21 protein-coding genes are annotated in these 26264 nt (G+C 70.5%); 12 read left to right on the top strand and 9 right to left on the bottom strand.

The window, feature by feature from the left end:
- Nucleotides 1-108 precede the first annotated feature (108 nt).
- Both IE124_RS11595 and IE124_RS11590 read left to right on the top strand, forming a co-directional pair.
- Nucleotides 109-1056 (top strand): AraC family transcriptional regulator, encoded by a 948-nt coding sequence (locus IE124_RS11595; protein ID WP_189507535.1) that lies wholly within the window; start codon nt 109-111, stop codon nt 1054-1056.
- Nucleotides 1057-1338: 282 nt separating this feature from the next.
- A complete protein-coding gene (locus IE124_RS11590) occupies nt 1339-3240 on the top strand; it encodes an FHA domain-containing protein (protein ID WP_189507533.1) in 1902 nt (633 codons plus the stop codon).
- A gap of 71 nt (nt 3241-3311) precedes the next feature.
- Here IE124_RS11590 and IE124_RS11585 read toward each other — a convergent pair whose 3' ends face one another.
- Nucleotides 3312-3494, bottom strand: coding sequence for a hypothetical protein (locus tag IE124_RS11585; protein ID WP_189507531.1), 183 nt, complete (start codon nt 3492-3494; stop codon nt 3312-3314).
- A 645-nt stretch (nt 3495-4139) separates the two neighbouring features.
- Here IE124_RS11585 and IE124_RS11580 point away from each other — a divergent pair.
- Nucleotides 4140-6764 (top strand): NPCBM/NEW2 domain-containing protein, encoded by a 2625-nt coding sequence (locus tag IE124_RS11580; protein ID WP_189507529.1) that lies wholly within the window; start codon nt 4140-4142, stop codon nt 6762-6764.
- A 244-nt stretch (nt 6765-7008) separates the two neighbouring features.
- Here IE124_RS11580 and IE124_RS11575 read toward each other — a convergent pair whose 3' ends face one another.
- Entirely contained in the window at nt 7009-7581 is a 573-nt protein-coding gene (locus IE124_RS11575; protein ID WP_189507526.1) for a GNAT family N-acetyltransferase, read from the bottom strand.
- A gap of 100 nt (nt 7582-7681) precedes the next feature.
- Here IE124_RS11575 and IE124_RS11570 point away from each other — a divergent pair, with 100 nt between their 5' ends.
- Both IE124_RS11570 and IE124_RS11565 read left to right on the top strand, forming a co-directional pair.
- The gene (locus IE124_RS11570; RefSeq protein ID WP_189507525.1) at nt 7682-8119 is read left to right on the top strand and encodes a hypothetical protein; all 438 of its coding nucleotides are present in this window, start codon (nt 7682-7684) and stop codon (nt 8117-8119) included.
- Between the two features lie 56 nt (nt 8120-8175).
- Nucleotides 8176-8697 carry a hypothetical protein gene (locus tag IE124_RS11565; RefSeq protein ID WP_189507523.1) on the top strand — a complete coding sequence of 174 codons (522 nt, stop codon included), beginning with the start codon at nt 8176-8178 and terminating at the stop codon, nt 8695-8697.
- Between the two features lie 253 nt (nt 8698-8950).
- Here the strand turns inward: IE124_RS11565 and IE124_RS11560 are convergent, their stop codons facing one another.
- Nucleotides 8951-9580, bottom strand: coding sequence for a hypothetical protein (locus tag IE124_RS11560; RefSeq protein ID WP_306432397.1), 630 nt, complete (start codon nt 9578-9580; stop codon nt 8951-8953).
- A gap of 254 nt (nt 9581-9834) precedes the next feature.
- On the opposite strand from IE124_RS11560, the gene IE124_RS11555 reads away from it, so the two are divergent.
- Together IE124_RS11555 and IE124_RS11550 are read left to right on the top strand one after the other, a co-directional pair.
- On the top strand, nt 9835-10440 hold the full coding sequence (locus tag IE124_RS11555) for a GOLPH3/VPS74 family protein (RefSeq protein ID WP_189507519.1): 606 nt from the start codon (nt 9835-9837) through the stop codon (nt 10438-10440).
- A gap of 702 nt (nt 10441-11142) precedes the next feature.
- Nucleotides 11143-13476, top strand: coding sequence for a M9 family metallopeptidase (locus IE124_RS11550; RefSeq protein ID WP_189507517.1), 2334 nt, complete (start codon nt 11143-11145; stop codon nt 13474-13476).
- A gap of 171 nt (nt 13477-13647) precedes the next feature.
- On the opposite strand, the gene IE124_RS11545 is transcribed toward IE124_RS11550, so the two are convergent.
- The 3 genes from IE124_RS11545 to IE124_RS11535 form a co-directional block, all read right to left on the bottom strand.
- Entirely contained in the window at nt 13648-14874 is a 1227-nt protein-coding gene (locus tag IE124_RS11545) for a glycosyltransferase (RefSeq protein WP_229832377.1), read from the bottom strand.
- A gap of 236 nt (nt 14875-15110) precedes the next feature.
- Nucleotides 15111-17186, bottom strand: coding sequence for an ATP-binding SpoIIE family protein phosphatase (locus tag IE124_RS11540; protein WP_189507514.1), 2076 nt, complete (start codon nt 17184-17186; stop codon nt 15111-15113).
- Between the two features lie 296 nt (nt 17187-17482).
- Nucleotides 17483-17674 (bottom strand): hypothetical protein, encoded by a 192-nt coding sequence (locus IE124_RS11535; RefSeq protein ID WP_189507512.1) that lies wholly within the window; start codon nt 17672-17674, stop codon nt 17483-17485.
- A 309-nt stretch (nt 17675-17983) separates the two neighbouring features.
- Here IE124_RS11535 and IE124_RS11530 point away from each other — a divergent pair, with 309 nt between their 5' ends.
- Together IE124_RS11530 and IE124_RS11525 are read left to right on the top strand one after the other, a co-directional pair.
- The gene (locus tag IE124_RS11530; protein WP_189507511.1) at nt 17984-18364 is read left to right on the top strand and encodes an FKBP-type peptidyl-prolyl cis-trans isomerase; all 381 of its coding nucleotides are present in this window, start codon (nt 17984-17986) and stop codon (nt 18362-18364) included.
- Nucleotides 18365-18411: 47 nt separating this feature from the next.
- The gene (locus IE124_RS11525; protein WP_229832376.1) at nt 18412-19041 is read left to right on the top strand and encodes a TIGR03086 family metal-binding protein; all 630 of its coding nucleotides are present in this window, start codon (nt 18412-18414) and stop codon (nt 19039-19041) included.
- A gap of 60 nt (nt 19042-19101) precedes the next feature.
- On the opposite strand, the gene IE124_RS11520 is transcribed toward IE124_RS11525, so the two are convergent.
- Complete coding sequence (locus IE124_RS11520; RefSeq protein ID WP_189507509.1) at nt 19102-19470, bottom strand: PRC-barrel domain-containing protein; 369 nt, start codon at nt 19468-19470, stop codon at nt 19102-19104.
- 301 nt (nt 19471-19771) lie between these two features.
- On the opposite strand from IE124_RS11520, the gene IE124_RS11515 reads away from it, so the two are divergent.
- The gene (locus IE124_RS11515) at nt 19772-20914 is read left to right on the top strand and encodes a mechanosensitive ion channel family protein (RefSeq protein WP_189507507.1); all 1143 of its coding nucleotides are present in this window, start codon (nt 19772-19774) and stop codon (nt 20912-20914) included.
- A 42-nt stretch (nt 20915-20956) separates the two neighbouring features.
- Here IE124_RS11515 and IE124_RS11510 read toward each other — a convergent pair whose 3' ends face one another.
- Complete coding sequence (locus IE124_RS11510; protein WP_189507504.1) at nt 20957-22477, bottom strand: catalase; 1521 nt, start codon at nt 22475-22477, stop codon at nt 20957-20959.
- Nucleotides 22478-22695: 218 nt separating this feature from the next.
- Entirely contained in the window at nt 22696-23619 is a 924-nt protein-coding gene (locus IE124_RS11505) for an NADP-dependent oxidoreductase (protein WP_189507502.1), read from the bottom strand.
- A 128-nt stretch (nt 23620-23747) separates the two neighbouring features.
- Between IE124_RS11505 and IE124_RS11500 the strand changes: the two genes are divergently transcribed.
- Nucleotides 23748-24842, top strand: a complete 1095-nt coding sequence (locus tag IE124_RS11500) for a GlxA family transcriptional regulator (protein ID WP_229832375.1) — start codon at nt 23748-23750, stop codon at nt 24840-24842.
- A gap of 130 nt (nt 24843-24972) precedes the next feature.
- Entirely contained in the window at nt 24973-26199 is a 1227-nt protein-coding gene (locus IE124_RS11495) for a cation:proton antiporter domain-containing protein (protein WP_189507499.1), read from the top strand.
- The last annotated feature ends 65 nt before the right edge of the window (nt 26200-26264 follow it).

Raw genomic sequence — 26264 nt, 5'->3', positions numbered from 1 at the left:
GGCAACGGCCATGACAGGAACGTATGACCCCACGATCAAGACGGTGAATGACTTGCAGTCTTGATTTCCTGTCACATCGTCTCGCTTGGCGAGCACTAGGGTGGCGTCATGGACATCCTGAGCGACACCCTCGAAGTCCTGCGCACGGGACGCCCGATGGTGACCCGCACCGACGCGCACGCCCCGTGGGCCCTGACATTCCAACCCGTCTCAGGGGCCGGATTCCATGTCGTCGTGGAAGGGCACTGCCACCTGCTGCCACCGCACGGCCGACCGCTCGCGCTCGGCCCCGGCGACATCGTGTTCCTGCGGCGCGGCAGCGGACACACCCTGTGCGACGCGCCGGACCGCGCTCCGGTGGACTTCGCACCGGAGCGCGTGGACCGTTCGTCGCCGATCGGCCAGGTCACCGTTGACGGACCAGGGCCACGCACGGTGCTTGTGTGCGGCGCGTACGCGATCGACGTCGAACGCCCGCACCCTCTGTTCGGCGATCTGCCGGAGGTCATCCACCTCCCCGCGGTTCCCGGCCGCCACCCGGTGCTGCGCTCGGCGGTCGACCAGCTGTGCGCCGAGTTCCACGTTCCGCAGCCGGGTTCGGACGCGGTCGTCACCGCGCTCATCGACCTGCTGCTGCTGTACATCCTCCGCTCGTGGTACGCCGACCTGCCGAAGGAGCGGACCCGGGGCTGGGCCGCCGCACTGACCGACCCGGCAGTCGCCCCGGCCTTGAAGGCGATGCACGACGATCCCGGTCGTCCCTGGACCGTGGAGTCGCTGGGCTCCCACGCCGGGCTGTCCCGCGCGGCGTTCGCCCGCCGTTTCGCTTCGGTGGTCGGCGAGCCGCCTCTGACCTATCTGACCAACTGGCGGATGGCCACCGCGGCGCGGCTGCTGGACGGATCGTCGACCCCGCTGAGCACCGTCGCCCAACGCACGGGGTACACGTCGGAGTTCGCCTTCGCCAGAGCCTTCAAACGACACTTCGGAGCCCCGCCGGGGGCCTACCGCAAGCAGGCCCGGACGGCAGGCGACGAATCGGGCGGACACAACTGACGGCGGGGGCAGGACATCACCGCGGCGGCAGGGGCACAGAATTCCTGGCACACAGTTCACATGGACCTCAGCCGTCCCTGTCGGGCTCCCACTGTTACATCTTCACGGAATGACCTCCGAATGATGATCAGTCAGTCCGCATGCCTTCTCATCAGCCTCCCCTCCGCTTTAAGATTGCCCTGCGTGCCGGGCTACTCGCGGTGTGTGATGCAGGGTGCTGCTCTCTGGTTACCGGTATCGCAATTCGTCATCGGATCCGTGACTCATGGAATTGGGTGACCCATGCCTCCTCGGCTTGTCGGCCATCAAGGCTCCCTTTCTGGACAGCGGTTCCCGATCGGCGCCACACCGCTCACCCTGGGTCGCAACGGCGACAACAGCATCGTGATAGTCGGCGGCAACGTCTCGCGCTCTCACGCCGAAGTGCGCCGTGAAGGGCACGGGTTCGTGCTGTACGACAGCGGCAGCATCAACGGCACGCGGGTGAACGGCGCACGCGTGACCTCGCACGAGCTGCAGCCCGGGGATCTCATCGAGATAGGCACCGAGACGTTCCGCTTCGAAGCGGCCGACGCAATGGAGACCATCCTCGACCTCTCCGTGCTGCGCCCGCTCAGCCCCTCCTCCCAGGCGACCCTGGCGGCGGGGCCGGTACTGAACGTCACCGTTTCGGGCGGTGGCCCCGTCGGCCTGGGTTTCGCTCTGCTGCTGGAACACCTCATGGGGCATCGAGTCGCCATCACCGTCTACGACGGCCGGTGGACCCAGGACGGGGCGAAGGTCGTCTGGAAGGACGAAAGCCAGGGCAACGTACGCCGGCAGCAGGTCGTCACGGTGCAGAGCCGCCAGTATCTGAACCTCCCCGAGGAGGTACAGGAACGGCTGTTCCGTGGCGACGCGTTCACCGAGATGTGGCCGGTCGGCCCCGACTCGGTCCGCGGCTACAGCCCGAGGAACCTCCGGATCGCCTACATCGAGGACACGCTCCTCGACCTGGCCAACGAAAAGCCGGATCGCATCCGTCTGATCCCCGCCGCATTCGACGCGGCCGAGCATCAGAAGACCGAGACCAGGGATCACGTACTCGCCATTTGCGAGGGCGGTCGCTCCCGAACGCGCGAATACTTCGCCGACAGGTTCGGCAACGCCGACAAGTCCATCTACTCGCTGCACGGTCAGCACATTCAGGACGTCGTCCTGGGCCTGCGCGTGAAGTCGGCTCTCACCGACCCCATGACGGTCCTGCTGACCGTGGCCCAGAACCGATTTCTCCTCAACGCCCTGCGGGGCGAGGGATTCCTGAACATGCGGCTCACGGACACCGAGGCCGCGGAAGTGGTCGGCATCGACCCGGTCCGGCACGTGTTCGAGGACTGCATCGCCTCACGCCCGTGCGTCATGGGGCGCGACGGCCACGGTGATTTCCAGTGCTCGACGCACAGCACGCTCTTCCTGCCCGCCATGGTGAGGGGTTCGGCCCTGTGGAAGCGGGTTCTGGAGGGGCTTGCGCTGTTCGGCGTCGCCGAGCAGGACCTGAGCGCCGTCACCGCCTTCCGGCTCGACATGGTGCAGCGCCCGCGCTTCACCACCCGTCTCCACTCCGCCACGGCGTCGTCCCCCGGGACGTACGGCTTCCTCCTCGGCGACGCCGCGAACGCGATCCACTTCTGGCCGGGGCGCGGGCTCAACAGCGGCCTGGGCTCGGCGGTCTCGCTCGCCCGGTCCCTCAACGGAGCCTGGACGGGCAGGCCGTTCCGCGACGCCGACTTCGCACGGCACGAAGCGGCGATGTCCATGCTCCAGTACCGGCACAAGAGCCGCGCGTGGAACACGATGATCACCACCGACGAGAACGGTGTCAGCCGCCCGATCAAGGAGAAGATCGCCCAGAGCATCGAGGAGAGCGAGGGGAAGGACCTCGACAGGGACGCGGACATCGACGCCCTCATGGAGCGGCTGCGGTCGATCCGCGACCGACTGGCGCCACGCCTGCCCGGCATGCCCGACGACCCGACTCTCCGCACCCACCTGGAGACGCTCGGCTCCTCGACCCTGCGCACGCTGTGGGAGAGCGGGGCTTGGGACACCCTGACCGTCGGCGGCGAAGAGGTGGACATCGACATCTTCTACCAGCAGGACTCACCGCCCAAGACCGACCCGACGAGGACCCGCGCGGCGTCGTGATCACGTGTGAGCCCGCGGTGACGTGATCGCTACCGAGCCCGCGGTGACGTGACACGCCTGAGCGGCGGCGTTCAGCGCACTCGCTCGACTCGGTGCTCGACCGGGTGCATGCGGGCGGCGCGGGCGGTCAGCGTGAGCGTCCCTCGGGAAGGGGCGCTCCGCGTGCTGGGACCGCGCTGCGCGGAGGTGAGGTCGATGGCGATCTCGTTTCCTACGGCGGTTCCCTCCGAGCGCCCACGCAGGTCCGGTCTCACGGTCCGCTCTTCGTAGAGCGGGCCGCTTTGTCATGCCCTGCGGCGGTCGACCACCGGCAGCGATGTGGATTCTTGTGCGTTTTGCAGAGCCCTCACGGGCCGAGACCCTACTGACGCCCAGCTGCGCATGCAATACGGTGGTGAAACTTTTCTGAAGGCACGTCAATCCAAGATTGAAACCCTTCAGTTGGTCGCTCAGTCACGCGCACCGTCGGAGCACTCGGAAGCACTGCCTCCCACACGGCCGGAATCATGAGGCAGGGCGCGCCTTAACGCGCTCTACCTGCAGTTTCATGCGAACTTCAAGGTCTTGCAGCACAGTTTCGGCACCCCCGGGCCATCGCCGACCCAGTCGGCACTTCCCCGCTCTACTGACGCGACCGACGCAAGTGATGCGAGTGCGAAGTATTGACAGCGGCTTCGCCAAAAGCCTCAATATTCAACACAGTTGAACAGGGGTTGAGGCTCGACCACCGCGAGGTTCCGGCCCTGCCCCCTCACCTCACACGCTCAGCTCAGCTCACCTCACCCTCACCCTCACCGGAAGAGGGCCGCTCCGGCGGCCGTCATCCCCCTCTCCGGAGGGACACCCCCACCCGAAAGGATCGACCGCAAATGCGTCGTTCTGCCTGTGCGTTGACCTCTGTGCTCGCAGTGGTCGGCACCGCGCTCGCCCTACCCGGTCCGGCGCCGGCGATGGCCGCCACCGCCGCCGGTGCGGCAGCGGGCCCGTACGTGATCGAAGCCGAGAGCATGTCGCTGACCAACTTCGCGACGGACACCGTGAACCACACCTGGAACGAAACGACGGTCGACAACGTCACCTACGTCCGGGGCACTTCGGGCCAGACGAGCTCCGCCAGGACCACCTTCTCCGGCACGGCGGGGACATACGACCTCATCACGCGGTACAACGGCATGACCGAGAACGGCGTGACCTACAAGCTCACGGTGAACTCCACCACCGTGGATTCCTGGGGCACTTCACGCCGTTACGGACGCGACCACACCGATCCGGTGAACATCGACACCCGTACGTCGAGCAAGGTGCAGCTCAAGCCCGGCGACGTCATCGAGCTGACCGCCACCTCGACGGGCGAGGTCCCGCGGATCGACCGCATCACGATCCAGGAGCACGCGGGAGCGCCGACCAGCAGCCTGAGCATCAAGTCCCCGAACGCGGCCCTGAACGACGGCTTCAACTGGGGCAAGAACCGGGCACTGGCCATGACCTTCCACCCGGGCAACCCGATGATGGGCCACGAGCCGGAGTGGTGGCGGCTCAAGAACGCCTCGCACCCGACGGTGGAGCCGGGCTACTGGGGCGCCTACACCAACCGGGAGTCGTACTACAACCGCGACATCTCCCACCAGTCGGACGGCGCGCACGCCGTCGGCCTGGACGCGGAGACCTTCCACATGATGAAGACCTTCGCCGCCGACGCCGACGATCCGGGCCAGAACGGCTGGCCGCTGTGGGCGCACAGCTCCTACGGCGCGATGTACTACATCGACGGCACCGGCTTCCGTGAACTGCCCTCCCCCTTCAACCTGATGACGAAGGCCTACAAGCAGTACCAGTGGACCGGCGACTCCGCGTGGCTCAACGACCCTGACCTCTCGAAGTTCTACGACTCGACGATGGGGACTTTCCTCGCCGGCCACGAGGTCAAGTGGAACGACGCCAACCCGGCCGCCGAGCAGCCCGTTTCGCGCAAGCAGCCGGGCGAGTACACCGCCACCTTCTTCGAGTTCCCGAACGAGAACCTGGTCTCGGCCGCCGACTCCCTCGGCTACCAGTACCAGTCGATGCTGGCGTACTCGGCGATCCTCAAGGCGCGGGGTGACAACGCCGGCAGCACCACGTGGGCGGAACGCGCCAAGCGGGTCCGTACCCACTTCGAGAACAACTGGTGGGACTCGGCGAACAACCGGTACGTCCGGGGCAAGGACGCCGCCGGCACCGGTTACAGCAGCTGGGGTCACGAGGCCAGCTTCCTGATGATGCTCACCGGGCTCGGCGACCACGGCCCCCGGACCAACAGCTACCTGGACTTCATCGCCGCCAACGACGACGACCTGAACGTCGAGGCGACCTCCTACCTGCCCGAGATGTTCTACCAGTACAACCGTCCGGCAGAGGGCTGGGCCTGGCTCAAGAAGCTCATGGCCGACAAGAACACGTACCCCGAGATCTCCTTCCTCGCGGTGAGCAGCACGATCGACGGCATGATGGGCGTGCAGCCCGACGCCCCGAACGACAAGCTCGCCACCGTGCCGCGGCTGACCTCCGAGACGCCGTGGGTGAAGATCGACCACCTGAAGGTCGGGGACAACGACCTGAAGCTCCAGCACACCGGTACGACGGCGTCGAAGCTCACCAACAACTCCGGCGGCACGGTGAACTGGGAGGCCCAGTTCTACGGCACCCACGACACGATCACCGTGAACGGCACGCCGCACGCGGCGCAGACCAAGTCGCTGTACGGCAAGACCGTCTCGTACGTGACGGTGCCGGTGACCGCCGGCGCGGCCGTGACCGCGAACGCCGGGACCCCGGCGGGCGACACCATCGCTCCCACGGCGCCGACCGGCCTGGCTGCGAGCGGCGCGACCTCGGACAGTGTGGAACTTGCCTGGACGGCGTCGGACGACAACGTGGGTGTGACCGGCTACAACGTCTACCGCGGCACCACTCTCGTCGGTACGACGACGGGTGCGGCCACCCGCTTCACCGCCACGGCCCTCTCGCCCTGGACGCCGTACACCTTCACGGTGAAGGCGGTCGACGCCGCCGGGAACGTCTCCGGCGCGAGCAACGCCGTGACCGCCTCCACCGGCGGCGACGGCCGGCAGGTCGACCTGAGCTCGCTCACCTGGAGCAGCGCCCGCAGCGACTTCGGCAGCATCAACAAGGACAAGAGCGTCGAGGGCAACACCCTCAGGCTCAACGGGACCACGTACGCGAAGGGCATCGGCACCCACGCCAACAGCACCATCACCTACGACCTCAACGGCGGCTACGCCCGCTTCCAGTCCGACCTCGGCATCGACGACGAGGTCACGAGCAACGCCACCGTGACGTTCGAGGTCTGGGGCGACGGCACCAAGCTCTACGAATCCCCCACCCCCATGACCCCCACCACCGCCACCACCTCCATCGACCTCGACGTCACCGGAGTCACCACCCTCACCCTCAAGGCCACCGACGCCGGAGACGGCATCAACAGCGACCACGCCGACTGGGCCGGAGCCACACTCCTGAGCTAGCAAGCACGTGATCTTCGACGGGCCCGAGGGACCATGAGGACGTGAGTGGCCCTGGGGGCCTGACAGACCCCGGGAACTCGACAGACCCTACGGACGCCACGCCTGACATGCCTTGCGGCACAGGCGTGGCTGTCCGTCGTTGCGGTGCACGGCTTCTACGAGTGCGGGCCGAACCGGGCCGGCGAGGGGAACTCGGACAGCGCGATGCCCGCAAGGGCGAAGGCCAGGCAGCAGGGCGGATCCGTCAGCGCAGGTCGAGTCGCATGACGACCCGGGGGTGTCCGGCCAGCACCGAGGTGGTGTCGGCCGCGTGCGTGAAGCCCGCGCGCTCGAAGTTCTTGCGGATCCCGGCGTACGCCATCGTCATGTCCACCCGTGCCTCCCCGTTGTCCACGGGGTACGCCTCGATCGCCGGGGCGCCGTGGGAGCGGGCGAACTCGACAGCGCCGGCGATCAGGGCGTGTGAGACCCCCTGCTTGCGATGGCCGGGGCGCACGCGGATGCACCACAGGGACCACACCGGCAGGTCGTCGACGTGCGGGATGGTGCGACTCCGGGCGAAGGACGTGTCCGAGCGCGGTGCCACGGCAGCCCAGCCGACCGGCTCGTCACCGTCGTAGGCGATCACCCCCGGAGGGGGCTGCATACGGCACAGCTCGCCCACGTACTCTCCACGGGCCGGCCCGCGGAGTTCGTTGTTGAGCTTGGACGGGATCCGGTAGCTCAGGCACCAACAGACGTTGGCAGCAGGAGACTTCGGACCGACCACGGCCCGTACGTCCTCGAACACCGATGCCGGGCGAACTTCGAAGGTCATGCCGCCACCATGTCACGACGGGGGTCGGCAGGCAGGGCGGAGGGGCCGGCCCGCGAGGCACGGTGCGGAACCGCCGACCGGGTCCGAGCGTCGAAGGGCCATGGCTGAGAGAACCGGACAGATCATCTTCACCCTCGCGCTGGTCACCGGGCTGCTCACGGGATGCACCGGGGCCGGCGAGAACAGGGAGGTCGGCGAGAGCAGGAGTGCCGGCGAGGGCAGGAGTGCCGGCCCGACGACGCCGTCCGGCCCGGTGACGCCGTCCGCCCGGGCGACACCGTCCCCCCAGGTGATCCCCTTCGAGCTGTACACGCACTGCGGGATCGACGAGGCCCGCATCGGCTCGACGTACTACGAGGCGGTGACCCCGCTCTCCGACGGATCGGGCAACCCGCCCGACGGGTGGGGCAACCCGACCCAGCGCGGCACGATGACCGTGAAGTCCCCGACGGAGGCCGTCTTCACCGACGACGCCGGGCATGAGGTGAAGTTCCGCGCCCGGCCGGGCGCGACCTCCTTCAAGCACATCTGCGCATAGGGCCTGTCGGATGGGCCGGCAGAGTGCGCTCGGCTCGACTCCTAGGCTGTGGCGCCATGGATATCGAGCTCACCCACGAGGCCGGCGCCTTCATCAATTTCCGGCACTACAGGTTCCAGGATTCGGGGGCGCACGGCCGCAGGTGGGTCGACATCAAGCACCTGCGGCTCCCCGCGGAGTCCGTAGGGAGCCGGAAAGTGCTCGCCGCGCTCGTCGGGCATGAGCAGTTCCGGGACGACTACGCCGGCGGTGGCGTCGATGTGGAGGGGTCCAGGCACGGACCGTACTGGCTGAGCCTGGTCACACCTGACGTCTACGAGAGCGTCGGTCGGGAGAGGAGCGCGCACGTCCTCCGGGAGTGGGCGAACCTGCTCGGGGACGTACCCGCCGAGCTGGCGGCTGATCTGCAGCAGGAGGTGTTCGACCGCTTGGCCGCGGCCGACCGCGTCTACTGCCTGAGCGGGCTGGGGGACGAAGCCGTTCACGACTGGGGGCGTGTGCACGAGTACTTCCACGAGTACGTGCTCATCGACCGCTCGGCCGGACGGATCACGCTCGTCGTCGCGGCGGACGACTGAGTCGGTCGCCTCGATCGATGTTCGGGGTGGCGTGTACGGGATCCGCCGTCCTAGGGGGTGTCGTCACATTCCCGTCGTTGCCCGAAGGGCGGCCCCGCGGCGTCTGGTGCGTGCTCTCGGCGTGCCGGGTGGAAGCCCACGTACTGGACGTACGTGGGCTTTCGCCCGGTGCGGCGAGAGTGCGTGCCTGGGGGCACCTCCCAGCGGTAGCTGGGGGAGCGTTGCGGGGCAGACGGGAATTTGACGACACCCCCTAGGACTCCGGGTGTCCAGGCATGTCGAGCACGCGCGAGAGGGCGGCCACGACGGGTGTGCAGTGGTCAGGCACATGCCGGGAGGCCCAGTCGGCTGCCAGGGCGAGGAAGTCGGCCAGGTCGTGCTCGACTGCGGTGAGCAGGTGCCGGAGTTCGGTGACGGTCAGCTCGATCACCGGGCCGTCGCACTGCTCGGCGTTGATCGTGAGCCGTACGCGGTCACCGGTACGCTCCGCCACCGGCGACACGGGGTCGTGGCCGAATCCGAGCAAGGTGTCGCCATCGAGGAGCCGGTGCCAGTCGCGCCAGTCCTCCAGCCCGTCGCAGCAGCCCGGCTGGAAGGAGACGCCTGTGGAGGTGTCGGTCACTCGCAGCCCGCCGGCCGCGAAGAGGGTGTCGAAGGTCAGCAGTCCGTGCAGGAACGAGGCCCGTGCGTCGGTCGGACGGGGCGGGCGGTCTGCCTCGGCGTCGGGTTCGATGTCGTTGCAGTCGGCGATGCGCATGACCGCCGTTCCGACCTCAGCGGGTGAGAGTCCGCCGCTGAGGGGCAGGAATCCGAACGGCTCGATCTCGGCGAAGGGCCAGAGGTCGAAGCCGTCAGCGGTATAGATCTCCAGGACGGGCTGCATCACGATCACCCGGCGAAGTGTTCCTCATCCCTCGCCCGGGCCGCCTCTGACTTATGGATTCCCCCACGGGGAGGGCTCGGCGTCGTCCGGAGGCCGTCGGCAGGAAGTCGTCCCGCGATACTGAGCTTTGGGCGTCGCGGGCGGAGGCGATACTGCTCCTGGAAGTCGCCCCGGCGGCGAACCGGCTCCGGACTGCGGGCTGGGCCGGGCCGATGCGGATGCACCTCTGTCGATGTCTCCGAAGGGAGCCGTTCATGACCACGGCGAAAGATCTGTTCATCATCTCTTTGGGCAACCCGAGGCCGGAGCTTGCCGTGGGACAGGGCGACCTGTCGCTCGCACTCGCGGGAGCCGAGCTGATCGATCTCATCGGTGCGGCAGCCGTCACCGTGGACGACGATCGCATCGTGCCGGGCGGGGCGCCGACCCTTGATGACCGGCTGCTCGACGAGGCCGCTGCACGCCTCACCCTGGAGCCGCCGTACGAGCGGATCGCGGACTGGCTGTGGCGCCGGGGCAGGGACCTTTCGGCGGCCTACCAGACCGCACTGGAGGAGGGCGGTGAGCTGACGCGGAAGCGCAGCGGCCGGCTGTCCTTCGGCTCGAACGTCGTGGAACCGGTCGATACGCCCGATCGCCGCAGGGCTGACGCCCGCTGGGAGGCGCAGGAACCCGTCCTGGCCGCCCTCGCCTCGGCCGTGGGCATCGGGGGCCCGCGGCCCGAGGACGAGCCCGGCCTCGCCGACGATTCGGTGACGGCGGTGGTGGCGGCCGTCCACGACGCGGTGATGGAGCTGGAGGCCGTACGGCAGAGGCGGACCATCGAGAACTCCGCCTTCGCCAATCTCTGGCGTGGGTGAGCCGAGTTCGGCTGTGCGGTCTCTGGGCCGGATGGGGTCGATGAGCGCGGCTGAGGGGAGGGGGCACGGTGTCCCAGGAGGAGCGTGACGCCAGGCTGGGGCTCACGGGCTTGACCGGTGCGGAGCGCGCGGCTCGGGTACGTCTGCTGACCGAGCGGTTCGCACGGGAGGCAGCTGCGGCGAGGGCCGCGCTGCGAGCACAGCGGACGGCGCGCCGGGTGACGCGGGATCCTGCGTCGGAGAACGACTGAGACACGCACGCTGGCGCCGGGAGAGCCGGGCCCTCACGCACCGAGGGCCCGGCTTTTCCGGATCGCGTGTCCCCGCCGGTCATCGCGCCCTGACACATCGGACGCCGCCACCGGCGCCGATGCGCCGATGCGCCGTGCCGATGCGCCGATGCGCCGATGCGCCGATGCGCCGATGCGCCGATGCGCCGGCATACCAGGATGTCGGCATGCCGGGATGTCCGGGTGTCGGGATGTCTCGGGGCCCAGCTTGCGGGCCCCTGCGCGTGATCGGCGGAGTTTTCGGGTCAACTGGGCCCGTCCGGGCCGGAAGTTGACAACGTTTCCGTTGCGGCGGCCGATGAATCTGGCCGAAACCCTTCCGGCGCGTAGCGGGCTGTGCAATTTTACATGTCACACATCATCGTCGCGTGTCCCCAACACGCGGCTCCAACGGCCCCGGAGGCCCCCACAGATGCATCCGTTCCGGATATCGAGAGCCAACGCGCGCAGAGTTCCCGCGCTCGGCGCAGCCGTCTTCCTCGCCCTCGGCCTCTTCGCGCCGCAGACCCAGGCCGCCTCCGCCGGCGCCCCGACCCCGGCCCGTACGACCTCGCCGGGAGCCGCGGCCCCGGCACCGCGGTCGATCCCGGTGCCCAAGTCGCCCGACGCGATGAGCAACAGCTCCCGCTTCAGGATCTCCGCGCAGGACAGCACCGAGGAGTCCGGCCCGGCGCCCGCCCCGAAGGCCACGTCCGCCAAGAGCGGCAAGCGGTCCTCGGCCGCCGTCGCGGACGAGTGCCCCGACCTCGGCGGGGTCGTCAACGCCACGGGCAGCGCCCTGGTCCAGCAGCTCAAGGCGCTCCCCCGGATCAACTGCACGTACCCGCTGTTCAACCTCACCGGGGAGAACGCCCGCAAGGCCTTCCACGAGGCCCAGATGGTGACCGTCGCCAACGCTCTGCGCGACGCCTCCGCCACGTACGCGGGCAACAACAACGCCTCCATCGGCCAGTTGGTGCTGTTCCTGCGGGCCGGCTACTACGTCCAGGACAACAACGCGGCCGTCGTCGGCGACTACGGCACGGCGCTGGACACCTCGGCGCGCGGCGCGCTGGACGCGTTCTTCGCCTCCCCGCGCAGCAAGGACGTCACCGACGCGAACGGCGAGATCCTCAACGAGGTCGTCACGCTGATCGACAGCACCCACACGGCCGGGCGGTACGCCGGCATCGTCAAGTGGATGCTCGGCAGCTACGACGGCACCTGGCCCGGCCAGATGAACCTCTCCATGCAGCACGTCGAATGGGTCGTCGAGAACGGCTTCAAGGCCAAGAACGACGGCCGCGGCTGGCGGGCGGCCCTCAAGGCCGATCCCACCATCCTGGACACCTGGGCCGGGTTCATCACGCGCAACGGCGCGCAGCTGAACCGCCTGGACGTCGTCAGCAACGTCGGCCGCCACCTCGGTCACGCTCTCGACGTCCCCGAGCTCAAGGACCGGCTCCGGCCGCTGCTGAAGGACCTGATCAACCGCTACCCGAACGTCGGCCCCACCGCACCGATCACCATGAACCTGGGCTGGTCCACGCGCCAGTACGACAGGGGCAACTGCGCGGCCTACGCCATCTGCGACCTGGGCGAGCGCGTGCTCCCGGCGGTCCTGCCGATCCAGCACTCGTGCAACCCGGACCTGAAGATCCGCGCCCAGGACATGTCGCCCGGTCAGCTGTCGAGCACCTGTACCAGCCTGATCAACCAGGACGCCTACTTCCACCGGATCATCGGCGACAAGGGCGCGATCCCCGGTGACGTGAACACCAACCTGGAGGTCGTCGTCTTCGACGACTACACCCAGTACGCGCTGTACGCCTGGGCCATCTACAACATCGACGTCGACAACGGCGGCATGTACGAGGAGGGCAACCCGGCGGCCGCGGGCAACCAGGCCCGCTTCATCGCCCACGAGGCCCACTGGCTGCGCCCGGACTTCCAGATCTGGAACCTCAACCACGAGTACACCCACTACCTCGACGGCCGCTACAACATGCACGGCGACTTCGAGGCGGGCATCACCACGCCGACCATCTGGTGGGTCGAGGGCATCGCCGAGAACATCTCGTTCGGATACCGCAACGAGCGCAACGCCGACGCGATCGCCGAGGCCCGCAAGGGCACGTACAAGCTCAGCGAGCTGTTCGACACCGTCTACGGCCAGGACGAGGACCCCGAGGTCAACGCGAGCCGGGTCTACCGCTGGGGCTTCCTCGCGGTCCGCTACATGCTCCAGGCGCACCCCGCCGACGTCGAGACCATGCTCAACAAGTACCGCACGGGTGACTGGACCGGTGCCCGCACCTTCCTGAAGCAGACCATCGGCACCCGCTACGACGCGGGCTTCGCGACCTGGCTGACGACCACCTGCGCGACCGCCGACTGCGGTCCGCTGCCGGAGGCCGGCTCGACCGCCGCCGCCCCGCTCTGCACCATCAGCGACCCCCGTCAGTTCGACCAGAACTGCCGCCGGGACGATCTCGCGGCCGCCACCGGCAACTACAGCTACCACTTCGTGTACCTGCCGGCCGGCGTCAAGCAGCTGACCATCACGAGCAGCGGCGGCACCGGGAACGCCGACCTGTACTACGGCGGCGGCAACTGGGCCACCACCGGCAGCCACCAGGCGAAGTCCACCAACGCCGGCAACGGCGAGACGCTGACGATCGACAACCCGCCGTCCGGCTGGGTCTACTTCAGCCTCGCCGCCGCGCAGGACTTCAGCGGTGTGAGCCTCTCCACGCAGACCAAGTGAGCCGGTCCGCCGGGGCCGGGCGGCCCCGCCGACCGGCCCCGGCGGACGAGGGGACGGCGGCCGGACTCCACGTCGTCAGTCCGGTGAAGCGTTCCTGGTCGAACGGCTCCAGCGTGGGATGAGCCGGATGCGCGTGCGCCTGTGCCGTGGCAGCCCGTCGAGTGCGGGCGGTCAGCGGGGCAGTCGGTCGAGCGCGGCCAGCACCGGTGCGACCCCGTCCTCCCTGGCCAGGCGGTCGGCCAGCGCGCGGGCGCGCGCACGGTGGGAGTCGTCCGTCGTCGCCCGGCGCAGGGCCCCGGCCAGGGCGCCGGAGGTGAGGCGGCGCAGCGGCACCACCCCGGGTGCGGTGCCCAGCGCGGTCAGCCGGGATGCCCAGAACGCCGCGTCGAACTGGACCGGCACGGGAACGGTCGGCACCCCGGCCCGCAGGACGGCGCCGGTCGTACCGGCCCCCGCGTGGTGGACGACGGCGGCCGTCCGGGGGAACAGCAGGGAGTGCGGTACCTCGTCGACGGTCAGGATGTCGTCGCCCAGGGCGTCCAGTCCCGCCCAGCCCCGCTGGACGATCCCCCGCACCTTCGCCGCACGCAGCGCGCTGACGACCTCGCGGCTCACCCGCTCGGGATCGGGAACGGTGGCGCTGCCCAGGCCGACGAAGACCGGTCGGGGCCCGGCGCCGAGGAAGTCCTCCAGTTCCCGGGACAACCGCCCGGTCTCGTGCGGCCACCAGTACCCGGACATCTCCAGCCCGGCGGGCCAGTCCCGGGGTCGGGGGACGACGAGCTCGCTGTAGCCGTGCAGCACCGGTCGCGCGGGCCTGCCCCGGCGCCTGCCCGCCGTCACGAGCCCGTGGCGCCGCCGCAGTGACCGCACGGCGTCGGAGAACAGCAGCTCCACGGACGTCATGACGACCCGTCCGCTCAGCCGGTTCGCCACCGTGCCCAGGGACCGCGTGCCGAGGACCGGAGCCGGGAACTCCCCCGTCGGGTGCAGCGGCTGGAGGTGCAGCCCCAGGGCCGGCACCGACAGGCCGTCGGCGATGGCGTACCCGAGCGGTCCCAGCGACCCGCTGACCAGCAGGACCTCACCCTCCCGCGCCGCCTCCACCAGCGCCGCCGTCATCTCGTCGGCAGCTCCCCGGGCCATGGACGCCAGCCGTACGAGCTTTCCCGCGCCGGTCCTCGCATCGTGCAGCCGTCGGCCCCGCGGGGAGTGCAGTTCGGCGCGGGGGTCCAGCGGAAGCGGACGGAACCGTACCCCCGACCCGGCCACCAGCGGCTCGAACACACCGTGCGCGGCCAACGTCACCTCGTGCCCAGCCCTTACGAGACCGGCACCCAGACCCGTGAACGGCGCGACGTCGCCCCGCGACCCCGCCGTCATCATCACGATGCGCACGCCGCCAGTGTGCCCCACCGTGACGCGACGCCGCGGAAGAACCGCCCGTGCCGCCGTGGGCGCAGCGCATCCAGGGATCGGGACCGGCCGCGCGCGCGGCCGGTCCGGGCGTCCCTCCAGATCCGCGGAGCTCACGTCCGGGAACAGAGGCAGGAATGCGACGGGGCCCATGGCGCCCGCGTGGCGGCAGACCTGGTCCATGCCCTGACCAGCGGGTCTGCCCGCACGTCGCGCTCTCAGCCGGCGACCGTCGTCACCGGGAGCTGCTGCTCGGTCCACACGTACTTGCCCGCCGTCCCGTACCGGGCGCCCCAGCGGTGCGCGAGGGCCGTCACCAGCTGGAGCCCCCTTCCCCCTTCGTCGGTCTCGGCGGCCCGGCGGACGTGAGGTGTCGTGAGGCTGCCGTCCGCCACCTCGCAGACCAGCGAGTCGCTGCGCAGGAGACGGAGCCTGATGGGACCCCGCCCGTACCGCACCGCGTTCGTGACCAGCTCGCTCACGATCAGCTCCGTGGCCATCAGGAGGTCTTCCAGCTGCCAGAGGGTCAGTTGCTCGCGGATCAGGACGCGCGCCTGACCGGCTGCGCGAGGATTCTCGGGGAGGGTCCAGCTGGCCATGTCGGACGCCCTGAACGAGCGGGGGCGGGCAACGAGCAGAGCCGCGTCGTCGGTCGTACCGGACGGTGACGGGAGCAGTGCGGCGGTGAGCCTGTCGCAGATCCGGTCGAGCAGGAGATCGGGAACGGGGTCGGCGCGGTTCGTGGCGGGGACACCATGGTTCGTCGTGGGGTCGGTTCGGTCCGTCGCGGGGGCGGCGCCGGGGTTCTCGTGGGCCAGTGCCTCGTCGAGGGTGGCCTTGAGCAGGTCCATCCCCCTGCTCATCGGCCGCGTGGCCGTCTCGGCGAGTCCGTCCGTGTAGAGGACGAGCAGGCTGCCGTCGGGTACGTGCACCCGCTTCGTCTCGAACGGCGGCTCGGCCACTCCGAGGGGGGAGTTCGGCTCCAGTTCGACGAAGCGTGCCGTGCCGGACGGGTCCACGAGCACCGGTGGCGGATGTCCCGCCGAAGCGAGGACGCAGCTCGCGTCCGTGGGGTCGTAGACCACGTACAGGCACGTCGCGTACAGGTCCTCGCCGAGGTCGGCGACGAGGTCGTTCAGGTGCACCAGCAGGTCGTCCGGGGCCAGTTCGAGGTCGGCGAGCGTGCGCACGGCGGTCCTGAGGCGTCCCATGGTCGCGGCTTCCGTCAGGCCGTGTCCCATCACGTCGCCGATCACCAATGCGACCCGGCCGGACGACAGGGGCAGTACGTCGTACCAGTCGCCGCCGACGTCCATGGCCTCCCCCGCGGGCAGGTAGCGGGCCGCGGCGGTGAGGGTCGGGAGCGCGGGCAGGTCGCGTGGGAGGAGCCCGCGTTGCAGCTCGGTGGCCCGGTCTCGGTCCGCGTCGTGCAGGCGGGCCCGTTCCAGCGCCTGGGCGATCAGGCCGCTGAGCGCCAGGAGCAGGGTCCGTTCCGCGTCGTCGAGGCGGCGGTCCTCCGAGAAGGAGATCGAGCAGGCGCCGATCGACCGGCCGGACGCGATGAGCGGGAGGAAGGCCCAGGACTTCTTCCCTGACGCGTGCACGCGAGGTGCCATGTGCGGATAGCGGGCGATGTGCTCCTCGACGGTCTCGACGAAGAGCGGCGCGCCGCCCTTCAGCACGTCGGCGACCGGCGAGACGGCGGGAACCGGTTCGGCCTCGACCATCGCCGTGAAGGTGTCGGGGTAGCCGATCACGCCCACGACGCGTACTCGGTTCGCCCTGCTCTCCTCCAGCACTCCGATGGTGAGTCCGTCCGCGCCGAAGGGCGGCAGGACGCGTCTCGCCACCGCGTTCACGACGTCCTGGACGGTCAGTGCCCCCGACAGGGAGACGGTGAGGTTCTTGATCCGCTCGGCCCGCCGCACCGCCTCGTGACGCGACCGGGACGCCCTCACTTCCTGGATGCGCGCCTCGTCGATGTCGCTGACGTAGACGCTCATGCCGTCCGGCACGGGTGCGATCCTGATGCGGTACCAGTGGCCGTCGGACGACCGTTGTACGTCGATTCCGCCCGGCTCACGGGACTCGGCCGCCTCGTGGCAGCGGCTTTCCAGTTCCGCCTGCTGGCGGAACCCCTCGACCGCCTCCCGGAGCGGCCGCCCCACGACGGTGCCCGTACGGCTGCCGTCCGTACCGAAGAGCCGGTCGGCGGCAGGGTTCGCGTAGACGATCCGCCAGTCGCCGTCCACCAGCAGGAAACCGTCCGCCATATGGTGCAGGGCGGTGTCCACGCGGTCCGTCCGCGGCTCCGGAGGCGTGGAGGGACCGTCTGCCGATGGCGCACGACGTTCGTTCACTGCCGACCTCGCACTCGTGGGCCGTCCTCCGCCCTCCACCCTTCTCTCCATTAGCGCATACGTGTGGGACGGATGCGCGGTGCCGGGGCGGCGGGTGGGCGGGCCGGCCGGCACCGGCCGGTCAGCGGGCGGCGGTCGGGCCGGGCACGGCCGCTCCGGAGGGAGCGGGACGGGACGCCCGGTCGGAGGAACGGCCGGGCGTCCCGTCCTCACCCGCTGTGCGGCTCAGGTCACTTGGCCGTGACCGTGTCGGCGACCTGCGGCTCAGGGGCGGGCTCGCTCTCGCGCTGGAACAGCGACGCGACCGCGGACACGAGCAGCAGGATCACGGAGAGCCACAGCCCCTTGGCGATGCCGCCCTCGGAACCGGACAGGATGCCGGAGATCAGCGGGCCGACCGCCTGGCCCACGCTGAACGCCACGGTCAGCCACGCGATGCCCGAGGGTCCACGCCTGCTGCGGCAGCATCCGGCGGACCAGCACGGTGATGGCGGTGGGACCCGCCATGAAGCCCGCGCCGAAGACGACCGCGGAGACGATGGCCTTCCTCCTGGCCGTGGCCTGGGCCTTCGGGCGCCTCGTCCACGGCCCCCCACCACCAGCAGAACGATCCCGTCCGAAGGCGTCCGCGGAGACCGCCTCCCGGGACACGCGGCCCACGGTTCGGGCCTATGCTCGATGCGTCCGGCAGGTCTGTGCGCGGGCTTCCGGCGGTGAGGGATGGGGCTGCGATGAGTGAACCGACGAAACCCGAGGTCAGCGTTCCGGAGGGGGATGCGCCGACCGAGCTGACCGTCCGGGACCTGGTCGTCGGGGACGGAGCCGAGGCGAAGCCGGGCACTGTCGTCCGGGTGCACTACGTCGGCGTCACCTTCGCGTCCGGCAAGGAGTTCGACGCCTCCTGGGACCGGGGCCTGCCGTTCAAGTTCGCCGTGGGCGGCGGCAGGGTCATCAAGGGCTGGGACCGGGGGGTGAGGGGGATGAAGGTCGGCGGTCGGCGCGAGATCGTCGTTCCCCCGCGGCTCGGCTACGGCAAGCAGTCGCCCTCGCCGTTGATCCCGGCGGGTTCGACCCTGGTCTTCGTGGTGGACCTGCTCTCCGTCGCCACCTGAGCCGGGCGGACCCTCGCCCCTCCGCGAGGGTCGCACCGTATCGACCGATGAGTTTCGGGCGGCCCCGCGGTCTGCCCTGCATGGAGAACACCTCACCCACGGAACCGATCGACCTCGGAGCGGCCGCGGAGCGCGTCGCCCGGCTCGCGGAGGGCGTCGACGACGCCCGGCTCGGCGACCCGACACCCTGCCCCGAGTACGCAGTACGGGAACTGCTCGGCCATCTCGCCGGGCTCGGCGTCGCCTTTCGCGACGCGGCCCGCAAGCGGGTCGGGCCGACGACCGGCACGCCGCCCGGCTCGACGCGTCCGGTGCTTGCGGACGACTGGCGGACGGTCCTGCCGAAGGTGCTGGACGAACTGGCCGCCGCCTGGCGCGAGCCGGGCGCCTGGGAGGGGGACACGCAGGCGGGCGGGATCGACCTGCCGGCCGCCGTCATGGGGCGGATCGCGCTGGACGAGCTGCTGATCCACGGCTGGGACCTGGCGCGGGCGACCGGTCAGGCCTACGAGGTGAGCGAGGGGGAACTGAGAGTCTCCGAGGCTCTGTTGACTCCTACCGACGACACCTCCGGCGACGGGTTCTTCGGCCCCGTCGTCGCGGTGCCGGACGGCGCTCCTCTGCTCGACCGCGTGATCGGCCTCAGTGGCCGTCGGCCCGACTGGCGCCCGGCCTGAGGCCCGGCCAAGGGGCCGCCGCCCTGCCGGATCCGGCGCGGGCCTCCCCGCACCGTGGTGTCAGAACATCCGGCCGCCGAAGGGGCTGCCCGGTCCGTAATAGGTGGCCAGCGCGTCCCGGTAGTCCGGGTCACCGAGGTGCTTCTCGCGGTGGAACTCGGGGGCGTCCTTGATCTGCTCCTTCGTGCGGTCGACGAAGATCTTCCGCTCGTCCAGGTCGACCCGCACGACGGTGCTCGCCGGGAGCAGCACCTCCTTGCCGAAGATCCAGACGCCGGTGTCCACCACCAGATAGGCGTCGTCCACCTCGTCGGAGTGCTTGTCCACCTTCCCGATGCTGCCGTCGGTCGCCTCGACCTTGTAGCCGGTCAGGTCCGCACCGGCGAGGTGACCCGAGGTGTCCTTGTAGGTCCACATGTGCTCAGTCACGCTTCACCAACTCCTCCGGTAGTCGGGGGACGGCCGGTGGTGATCCGGCGTCCTCCGTTTCCGTTTGCCGTACGTGGCATGCCTACGTGCTGTCCCGTACGCGGTATGCCGTACGCGGTATGCCGTACGCGGTATGCCGTACGCGGTATGCCGTACGCGGCGGGACGTGATTCCCGCCTGGGCTCCGCCTGCCCCGGCCCCGCGAACTCATTCATGGGCCTTCCCGGGCCGGAGTTTGACGTGCTCGCGGGCGGTGAGGCGAAGGGAACAGGCCTGTTCGACTCATCGATCGGAGGAGCACGTGGAGAGCGTCATCCGGCTGGCCGTCGCCGTCGGCGGCTCGGCGCTGGCGGCCTTCGTCGTCTGCCGCGCGGCGGACCTGCTGGCGCGGTTCGCCGACGCGCGACATCCGGAGACCCCGTTGTGGGGGCTGCTGCGCGGTTGTCGTACGCCGCTGTACGTCGTCCTGCTGGCCGCCCTGCTCAGATGGACCTATCCGGTGGCGGCGGAGCCGGGCGGGGCACCGGCCGAGCACGCGGAGACGGTGGGCCACGTCCTGCTGTTGAGCCTGATCGGCGCCGGTGCCTGGCTGACCGTGCGGACGGTCGCGGCCGTCGTCGAGTCCACGTACGCGCGGTACGCCGGACGTTCACGTGACGCCGCACGGCTCCGCCGAGTCCGTACGCAGGTCACGCTGATCATGCGGGTGGTGGCCGTCGCCGTCGGGGTGCTCGCCGCTGCCGCGGCCCTCGTCACCTTCCCCTCCTTCCGTACCCTCGGCACGTCCCTGCTCGCCTCGGCCGGCATCATCGGCATCGTGGCGGGCGTGGCGGCACAGTCGACGCTGAGCAACCTCTTCGCCGGCTTCCAGATCGCCTTCGGTGACATGGTCCGCATCGGCGATACCGTCGTCGTCGACGGCGAGTGGGGTGTCGTGGAGGAGGTGACCCTCACCTTCCTCACGGTCCGGACCTGGGACGAGCGCCGCGTCACGCTCCCCGTCTCGTACTTCACCTCGCGGCCGTTCGAGAACTGGTCGCGCGGCGGCGCTGAGATGACGGGTTCGGTCTTCGTCCACTGCGACCACAGCACTCCGGTCGCGCTCGTCCGGGCGCACCTCCAGGAGTTCCTCGCCACCTGCGGCACCTGGGACGGGCGCGCCTGGGACCTCGCCGTCACCGACACCTCGCCGACCGGCATCACGGTCCGGGCGATCGTGACCGCCAAGGACGCCGACGACCTGTGGACGACGCGTTGCGCCGTACGGGAGGAGCTCGTCGGCTGGCTCGCGCGGGAGCACCCGGGCGCCCTCCCCAAGGTCGTCACCGCTCCCGCGGCCGACGCGTTCGAGCTGCCGGAGGCAGGCGAACGGGCGCCGCGGCAGCGACGGCTCCGCCGGGCCGACGGGAATCCTGCCGGCCCGGCGGACACGCCCCCGGACTGAGGCGGATCCCCCGGGCCGGCCCCGGGGGATCCGGGAGTTCCGTCAGGCCTTCTTCTGCATGGACCTCCGAGCCGGATTGCCCTGGTCGGCCGCCTTGGGGTCCTTCTCGTCGGCCTTCGCCCGGACGCCCTGGGCGATGCGCTCGCCGACGGTCCTGTCGATGTTCGTCCAGTAGGCGAAGGCACGCTCCAGGACGGGCTCGGAGACGCCGTTGAGGAGGTGGCCGACGACGTTGTCCACCAGGCGGTCGCGGGCCTCGTCGTCCAGGACCTCGCGCACGAGGGTGCCGGGCTGGCCCCAGTCGTCGTCCTCGGGGTGGGAGACGTAGGCCGCCCGGGTGATCTCGCCGTCCGCCGCCCAGCTGGGCGGGTCGCCGTACCGCTCGGTGTCGGCGGCCGGGCCGCCCTTGGAGTTCGGGGCGTAGACCGGGTCGGTCGTCCTGCGGTAGGCCATCGCTCCGTCCTTCGAGTACGTGTGGACGTCGACGACGGGCGCGTTCACGGGGAGCTGCTGGTAGTTGCCGCCGATGCGGTGGCGGTGCGCGTCGGCGTACGAGAACAGCCGGGCCAGCAGCATCCGGTCGGGGCTGGGGCCGATGCCGGGGACGAGGTTGTTGGGCTGGAAGGCGGCCTGCTCGATCTCGGCGTGGTTGTCGGTCGGGTTGCGGTCGAGCGTCATGCGGCCCACCGGGATGAGCGGGTAGTCCCCGTGCGGCCAGACCTTGGTGAGGTCGAAGGGGTTGAACCGGTATTCCGCGGCCTTCTCGTACGGCATGACCTGCACGTGCAGCGTCCAGCTCGGGAAGTCGCCGTCGCGGATGTGCTCGAAGAGGTCTCGCGTGTGGTAATCCGTGTCGACGGCCGCCATCTGGTCGGCCTCGTGCTGGGTGAAGAACTCGATGCCCTGGTCGGTCTTGAAGTGGTACTTCACCCAGAACCGCTCGCCGGACTCGTTGATCCACATGTAGGTGTGGGAGGTGTAGCCGTTCATGTGGCGCCAGGAGCGCGGGATGCCGCGGTCCCCCATCAGCCAGGTGACCTGGTGGGCGGACTCCGGGGAGAGCGTCCAGAAGTCCCACTGCATGTCGTGGTCGCGCAGGTTGTTGTCCGCGCGGCGCTTCTGGGACCTGATGAAGTGCTGGAACTTCATGGGGTCCTTGACGAAGAACACCGGCGTGTTGTTGCCGACCATGTCGTAGTTGCCTTCGCTGGTGTAGAACTTCACCGCGAAGCCGCGCGGGTCGCGCCAGGTGTCCGGGCTGCCGCGCTCGCCGGCGACCGTGGAGAAGCGGACGACGAGATCGGTGCGGGTGCCGGGCTGGAACAGGGCCGCCTTGGTGTAGCCGCTGACGTCGTGGGTGACCTCGAAGTGGCCGAAGGCGCCGCTGCCCTTGGCGTGCGGCTGACGCTCGGGGATCCGTTCGCGGTTGAACTGCGCCATCTGCTCGATCAGGTAGGCGTCCTGGAGCAGGATCGGACCGCCGGGGCCCACGGTGAGCGAGTGTTCGTCGCTCTCCGCCGGAGCACCGGAATCGGTCGTGGTGGCGGGTCGGCTGTCGGTCATCGCTCGTGCTGCCTTTCCTCGTGTCGGGCGGTGGCGCGCTCCTCGATCGGGGGCGGGCCACGGCCGCGGGCGGGCGCGCGACAGCGGGGCGGCGGCCCTCTCCGCCCCGCACACACACGTCCCACCCTGCGCCCGGTCACCCGAAGGCACCACCGGAGGCCGGGTATCGCCCCCCTTCGAGCCGGCGAAGGGGGTGGCCCCGGGCCGCCGCCCGTGGGTCAGGCGACCGTGAGGACGATCTTCCCGGTGGTGCGGCCCCGTTCGCCGATCTCGTGGGCCTTCGCCGCCTCGGCGAGCGGCAGGACGGTGTCGACCACCGGCTTCAGGCGTCCCTGCTCCACGAGGGCCGCGATCTCCCGCAGGCCGAGGTGGTCGGGTTCGACCAGGACCCAGGCCGCCAGCACGCCGTCCGGGGCGGCGGGGACGTCGTCCGGTCCCGGCAGGGTGATGAGCCTGCCGCCCTCACGGAGCACCGTGAGGGAGCGCTCGGCCGTCTCCCCGCCGAGGCCGTCGAGGACGACGTCCACGTCGGAGACGACGTCCTCGAAGCGGTTCTCGCGGTAGTCGATCACCTCGTCGGCGCCCAGCTCCCGCACCAGCTCGTGCTTGGCGGCGCTCGCGGTCCCGATGACGTAGGCGCCTCGCGCCTTGGCGATCTGTACGGCGAAGTGCCCCACCCCTCCGGCCGCGGCGTGCACCAGCACCCGCTCCCCGGGCCGGACGTCCGCGGCGTCGACGAGGGCCTGCCAGGCGGTGAGCGCGGCCAGCGGCAGCGCCGCGGCCTCGACGTGGGTGAGGGAGGCGGGCTTGGGGGCGAGGTGCCGGGCCGGGGCCACGACGTACTCGGCGTATCCGCCCGCCTGCCGGGGGAACAGCGGCATGCCGAAGACCTCGTCGCCGGGGCGGAAGATCCCCACGCCGGGGCCGACGGCCTCCACCGTGCCGGACACGTCCCAGCCGACGGCCGGGACGGCGCCCCACTCGATGAGGGCCCCGCCCGCGCGGGTCTTCCAGTCCACGGGGTTCACTCCGGCCGCGTGGACCCGCACCAGGACCTCGTTCAGGCCGGGCTCCGGGCGGTCCACCTCGCGCTCCACCAGGTTCTCGGGTCCGCCCCACTGCTCCACGACCACCGCACGCATGCTGTCCGCCTCGTTTCCGTCTCGATCGGAGCGCCCCCGGAACGGTTCCGGCGGCGATGTGTCCACGATCCGATACGCCGGTCCCGAACGGTATTGGCCGTTCGGCCAGCATGTGACAGGATCTGGCCATGAGTGAAACGGCCGGCCGCACGACACCGGACAGCCACGAGCAGCCGCGGACGGCACCGCACCGGGTCGCCGTGCTCGCGCTGCCCGGGGTGCCCCCCTTCGAGCTCGGCATCCCCTCCCGGGTCTTCGGCTGCGTCGAGGACCCGGAGGGCCGGCCCCTGTACGAGGTCACGATCTGTACGGCCGACGGGGCCCCCGTCCTCAGCGACGCCGGGTTCACCGTGCAGCCGGCGGCCGGTCCCGAGGCGCTCGCCGCCGCCGACACCGTCGTCCTCCCGCCCACGCACGCCATGCCGGAGCTCGGGCAGGGCGGTCCGCTCCCGCCCGAGGTCGCCGGGGCCATCGCCGGGATCCGGCCCGGCACCCGTCTCGTGTCCATCTGCACCGGGTCGTACGTGCTGGCCGCCGCGGGCCTCCTCGACGGCCGGCCGGCCACCACGCACTGGAACCTGGCGCCGGAGTTCCGCCGGGCCTACCCCCGGGTCAAGGTCGACGAGGACGTGCTCTTCGTGGACGACGGCGACGTGCTGACCTCCGCGGGCGTGGCCGCTGGTGTCGACCTGTGCCTGCACATGATCCGCCGTGACCACGGCGCCGCGGCGGCGAACCGCGCCGCGCGCATGTGCGTCGTGCCGCCGTGGCGGGACGGAGGTCAGGCCCAGTTCATCGACCGGCCCGTCCCCGAGCCCACCCTGGCCAGCACCACGTCCACCCGCGCCTGGGCCCTGGAGCACCTGGCGGAACCGCTCACCCTCGCCCGGCTCGCCGAGCACGCGCGGATGAGCCTGCGCTCCTTCACCCGCCGATTCCGCGACGAGGTCGGCATGACCCCGGTGCAGTGGCTCACGGCGCAGCGTCTGGAACTGGCCAAGCAGCTGCTGGAGACGACAGATCTAGCCATCGACCTCGTCGCCCACCGCGCCGGCCTCGGCTCCGGGAACTCGCTGCGCGCCCACATGCGTACGGCCTTCGGCACCTCGCCCGCCGCCTATCGCCGCGCCTTCGGCACCACGGCCCCGCCGGTTCCCTCCGGGATCCGCGAGGGAACCGAGGCGCTGCCCGAGCCCGGGGCGGGGAAGGAGCCGACGCGCTGACGAAGCTCCGGCGGCGGGCACAGCCTGACCGAGGGTGATCGGAGCCGCCGTCGGCGTGCTCACACGTGCCGAAGCCGGCCCCGCCTTAGGCTGCGGCTGTCAGAAAACCCCTCCGAAAGCGCGGATGGTCTTGTCTGCCGGCACCGTCATCGCGGGCATTCTGTTCATGTGGTGCGTCCTGTCGTACCGGCTCGCGCGATGGAGCATCACCGCACCGATCGCCATGATGCTGGCCGGCATCGCCCTCACCAGCGGCGCGGACCCGGCGCTCGCCTTCGACTTCGGGGACCTGGGCGAGTTCGAGCGCACGGTCGAGATCATCGTCGCCCTGCTGCTCTTCGTCGACGCGACGGAGGTGCCGGCCGGCGTGATCCGCCGGGAGCGGAGCGTCGTCGCCCGCCTCCTGGGGATCGCGCTGCCGCTGACCCTGGGTGCCGCCTTTCTGGTCTCTCTCGCCTTCTTCCCCGACCAGCCCGGATGGGTCCTGGCGGTACTGGCGACCGTCGTCGTCCCTCTCGACCTGGCGCTCGCCGGGGCCCTGGTGAGGGACAGACGCGTCCCCGGTCGACTCCGTGACGTGCTCAACGTCGAGGGCGGTCTGAACGACGGCGTCATCTCACCGCTCTTCCTGCTCTGCGTCGCCGGCGCCGCCGCGTCCCGCACCACCGGCGGCGACTACGCAGACGCCCTCCTCACCGCCGTCGGAGCGGCGGGCTGGGCGGTCGGGGCGGGTTCGCTCGTCGGCTGGCTGGCCGGACAGCTGCTCCGGCGGTCCTGGGCGAGGGGCTGGACACTGCCCGCCGCGACCCGGCTCGCTGTGCTGAGCGTGCCGATCGCCGCGTTCAGCCTGTCCGTGTCCCTCGGCGGCAACGGCTTCGTCGCCTCCTTCGTGTCCGGGGTCTGCATCGCACCGACGCTGCGTCATCTTCCCGAGGACGCCGTGCAGATGACCGACGACCTGTCGACCCTGCTGACGCTCGCGCTGTGGTTCCTCTTCGGCCAGATGGTCAACGACGAGTTCTGGGACGGTTTCCACCTCTCCGTCATCCTCTACGCCGTCCTCGCCGTCACCCTGGTGCGCCTGGTGCCCGTGATGCTCGCGCTGATCGGTACGGAGCTTTCGCTGTCCGACCGGCTGTTCCTCGGGTGGATGGGGCCGCGGGGAGCGACCACGGTGGTCTTCGGCCTCCTCGCCGCGATCGAGCTGCCCGCCGCCGGCGGCGGTGACTTCGTATCCCGGGTGATGGTGATCACCGTCATGGTCAGCATCGTGCTGCACGGCCTGAGCGCCGAACCCGTCGGGCGCCTCTACGCCCGCCGCCGGCGCACCTCGCGGGAGCTCCGGGGCGCGGAGTGAGGCGTGGAAGGCGGGGCGGAAGGGGGAAGGTGCGGCGGACCGGCGCATACGCGTCCGGGCCGCCG

It is taken from the genome of Streptomyces narbonensis (assembly GCF_014649015.1).
Lineage (GTDB): Bacteria > Actinomycetota > Actinomycetes > Streptomycetales > Streptomycetaceae > Streptomyces > Streptomyces narbonensis.
Note: the sequence above shows the minus strand (reverse complement) of the source record. Positions and strands in the feature narration are given on the sequence as shown.

What these genes read in the sequence shown, in the direction of transcription:
- IE124_RS11595 (WP_189507535.1), top strand. Translation starts at nt 109, where the DNA reads ATGGACATCCTGAGCGACACCCTCGAAGTCCTGCGCACGGGACGCCCG.
- IE124_RS11590 (WP_189507533.1), top strand. Translation starts at nt 1,339, where the DNA reads ATGCCTCCTCGGCTTGTCGGCCATCAAGGCTCCCTTTCTGGACAGCGG.
- IE124_RS11575 (WP_189507526.1), bottom strand. Translation starts at nt 7,581, where the DNA reads ATGACCTTCGAAGTTCGCCCGGCATCGGTGTTCGAGGACGTACGGGCC.
- IE124_RS11570 (WP_189507525.1), top strand. Translation starts at nt 7,682, where the DNA reads ATGGCTGAGAGAACCGGACAGATCATCTTCACCCTCGCGCTGGTCACC.
- IE124_RS11565 (WP_189507523.1), top strand. Translation starts at nt 8,176, where the DNA reads ATGGATATCGAGCTCACCCACGAGGCCGGCGCCTTCATCAATTTCCGG.
- IE124_RS11560 (WP_306432397.1), bottom strand. Translation starts at nt 9,580, where the DNA reads ATGCAGCCCGTCCTGGAGATCTATACCGCTGACGGCTTCGACCTCTGG.
- IE124_RS11555 (WP_189507519.1), top strand. Translation starts at nt 9,835, where the DNA reads ATGACCACGGCGAAAGATCTGTTCATCATCTCTTTGGGCAACCCGAGG.
- IE124_RS11550 (WP_189507517.1), top strand. Translation starts at nt 11,143, where the DNA reads ATGCATCCGTTCCGGATATCGAGAGCCAACGCGCGCAGAGTTCCCGCG.
- IE124_RS11530 (WP_189507511.1), top strand. Translation starts at nt 17,984, where the DNA reads ATGAGTGAACCGACGAAACCCGAGGTCAGCGTTCCGGAGGGGGATGCG.
- IE124_RS11525 (WP_229832376.1), top strand. Translation starts at nt 18,412, where the DNA reads ATGAGTTTCGGGCGGCCCCGCGGTCTGCCCTGCATGGAGAACACCTCA.
- IE124_RS11510 (WP_189507504.1), bottom strand. Translation starts at nt 22,477, where the DNA reads ATGACCGACAGCCGACCCGCCACCACGACCGATTCCGGTGCTCCGGCG.
- IE124_RS11505 (WP_189507502.1), bottom strand. Translation starts at nt 23,619, where the DNA reads ATGCGTGCGGTGGTCGTGGAGCAGTGGGGCGGACCCGAGAACCTGGTG.
- IE124_RS11500 (WP_229832375.1), top strand. Translation starts at nt 23,748, where the DNA reads ATGAGTGAAACGGCCGGCCGCACGACACCGGACAGCCACGAGCAGCCG.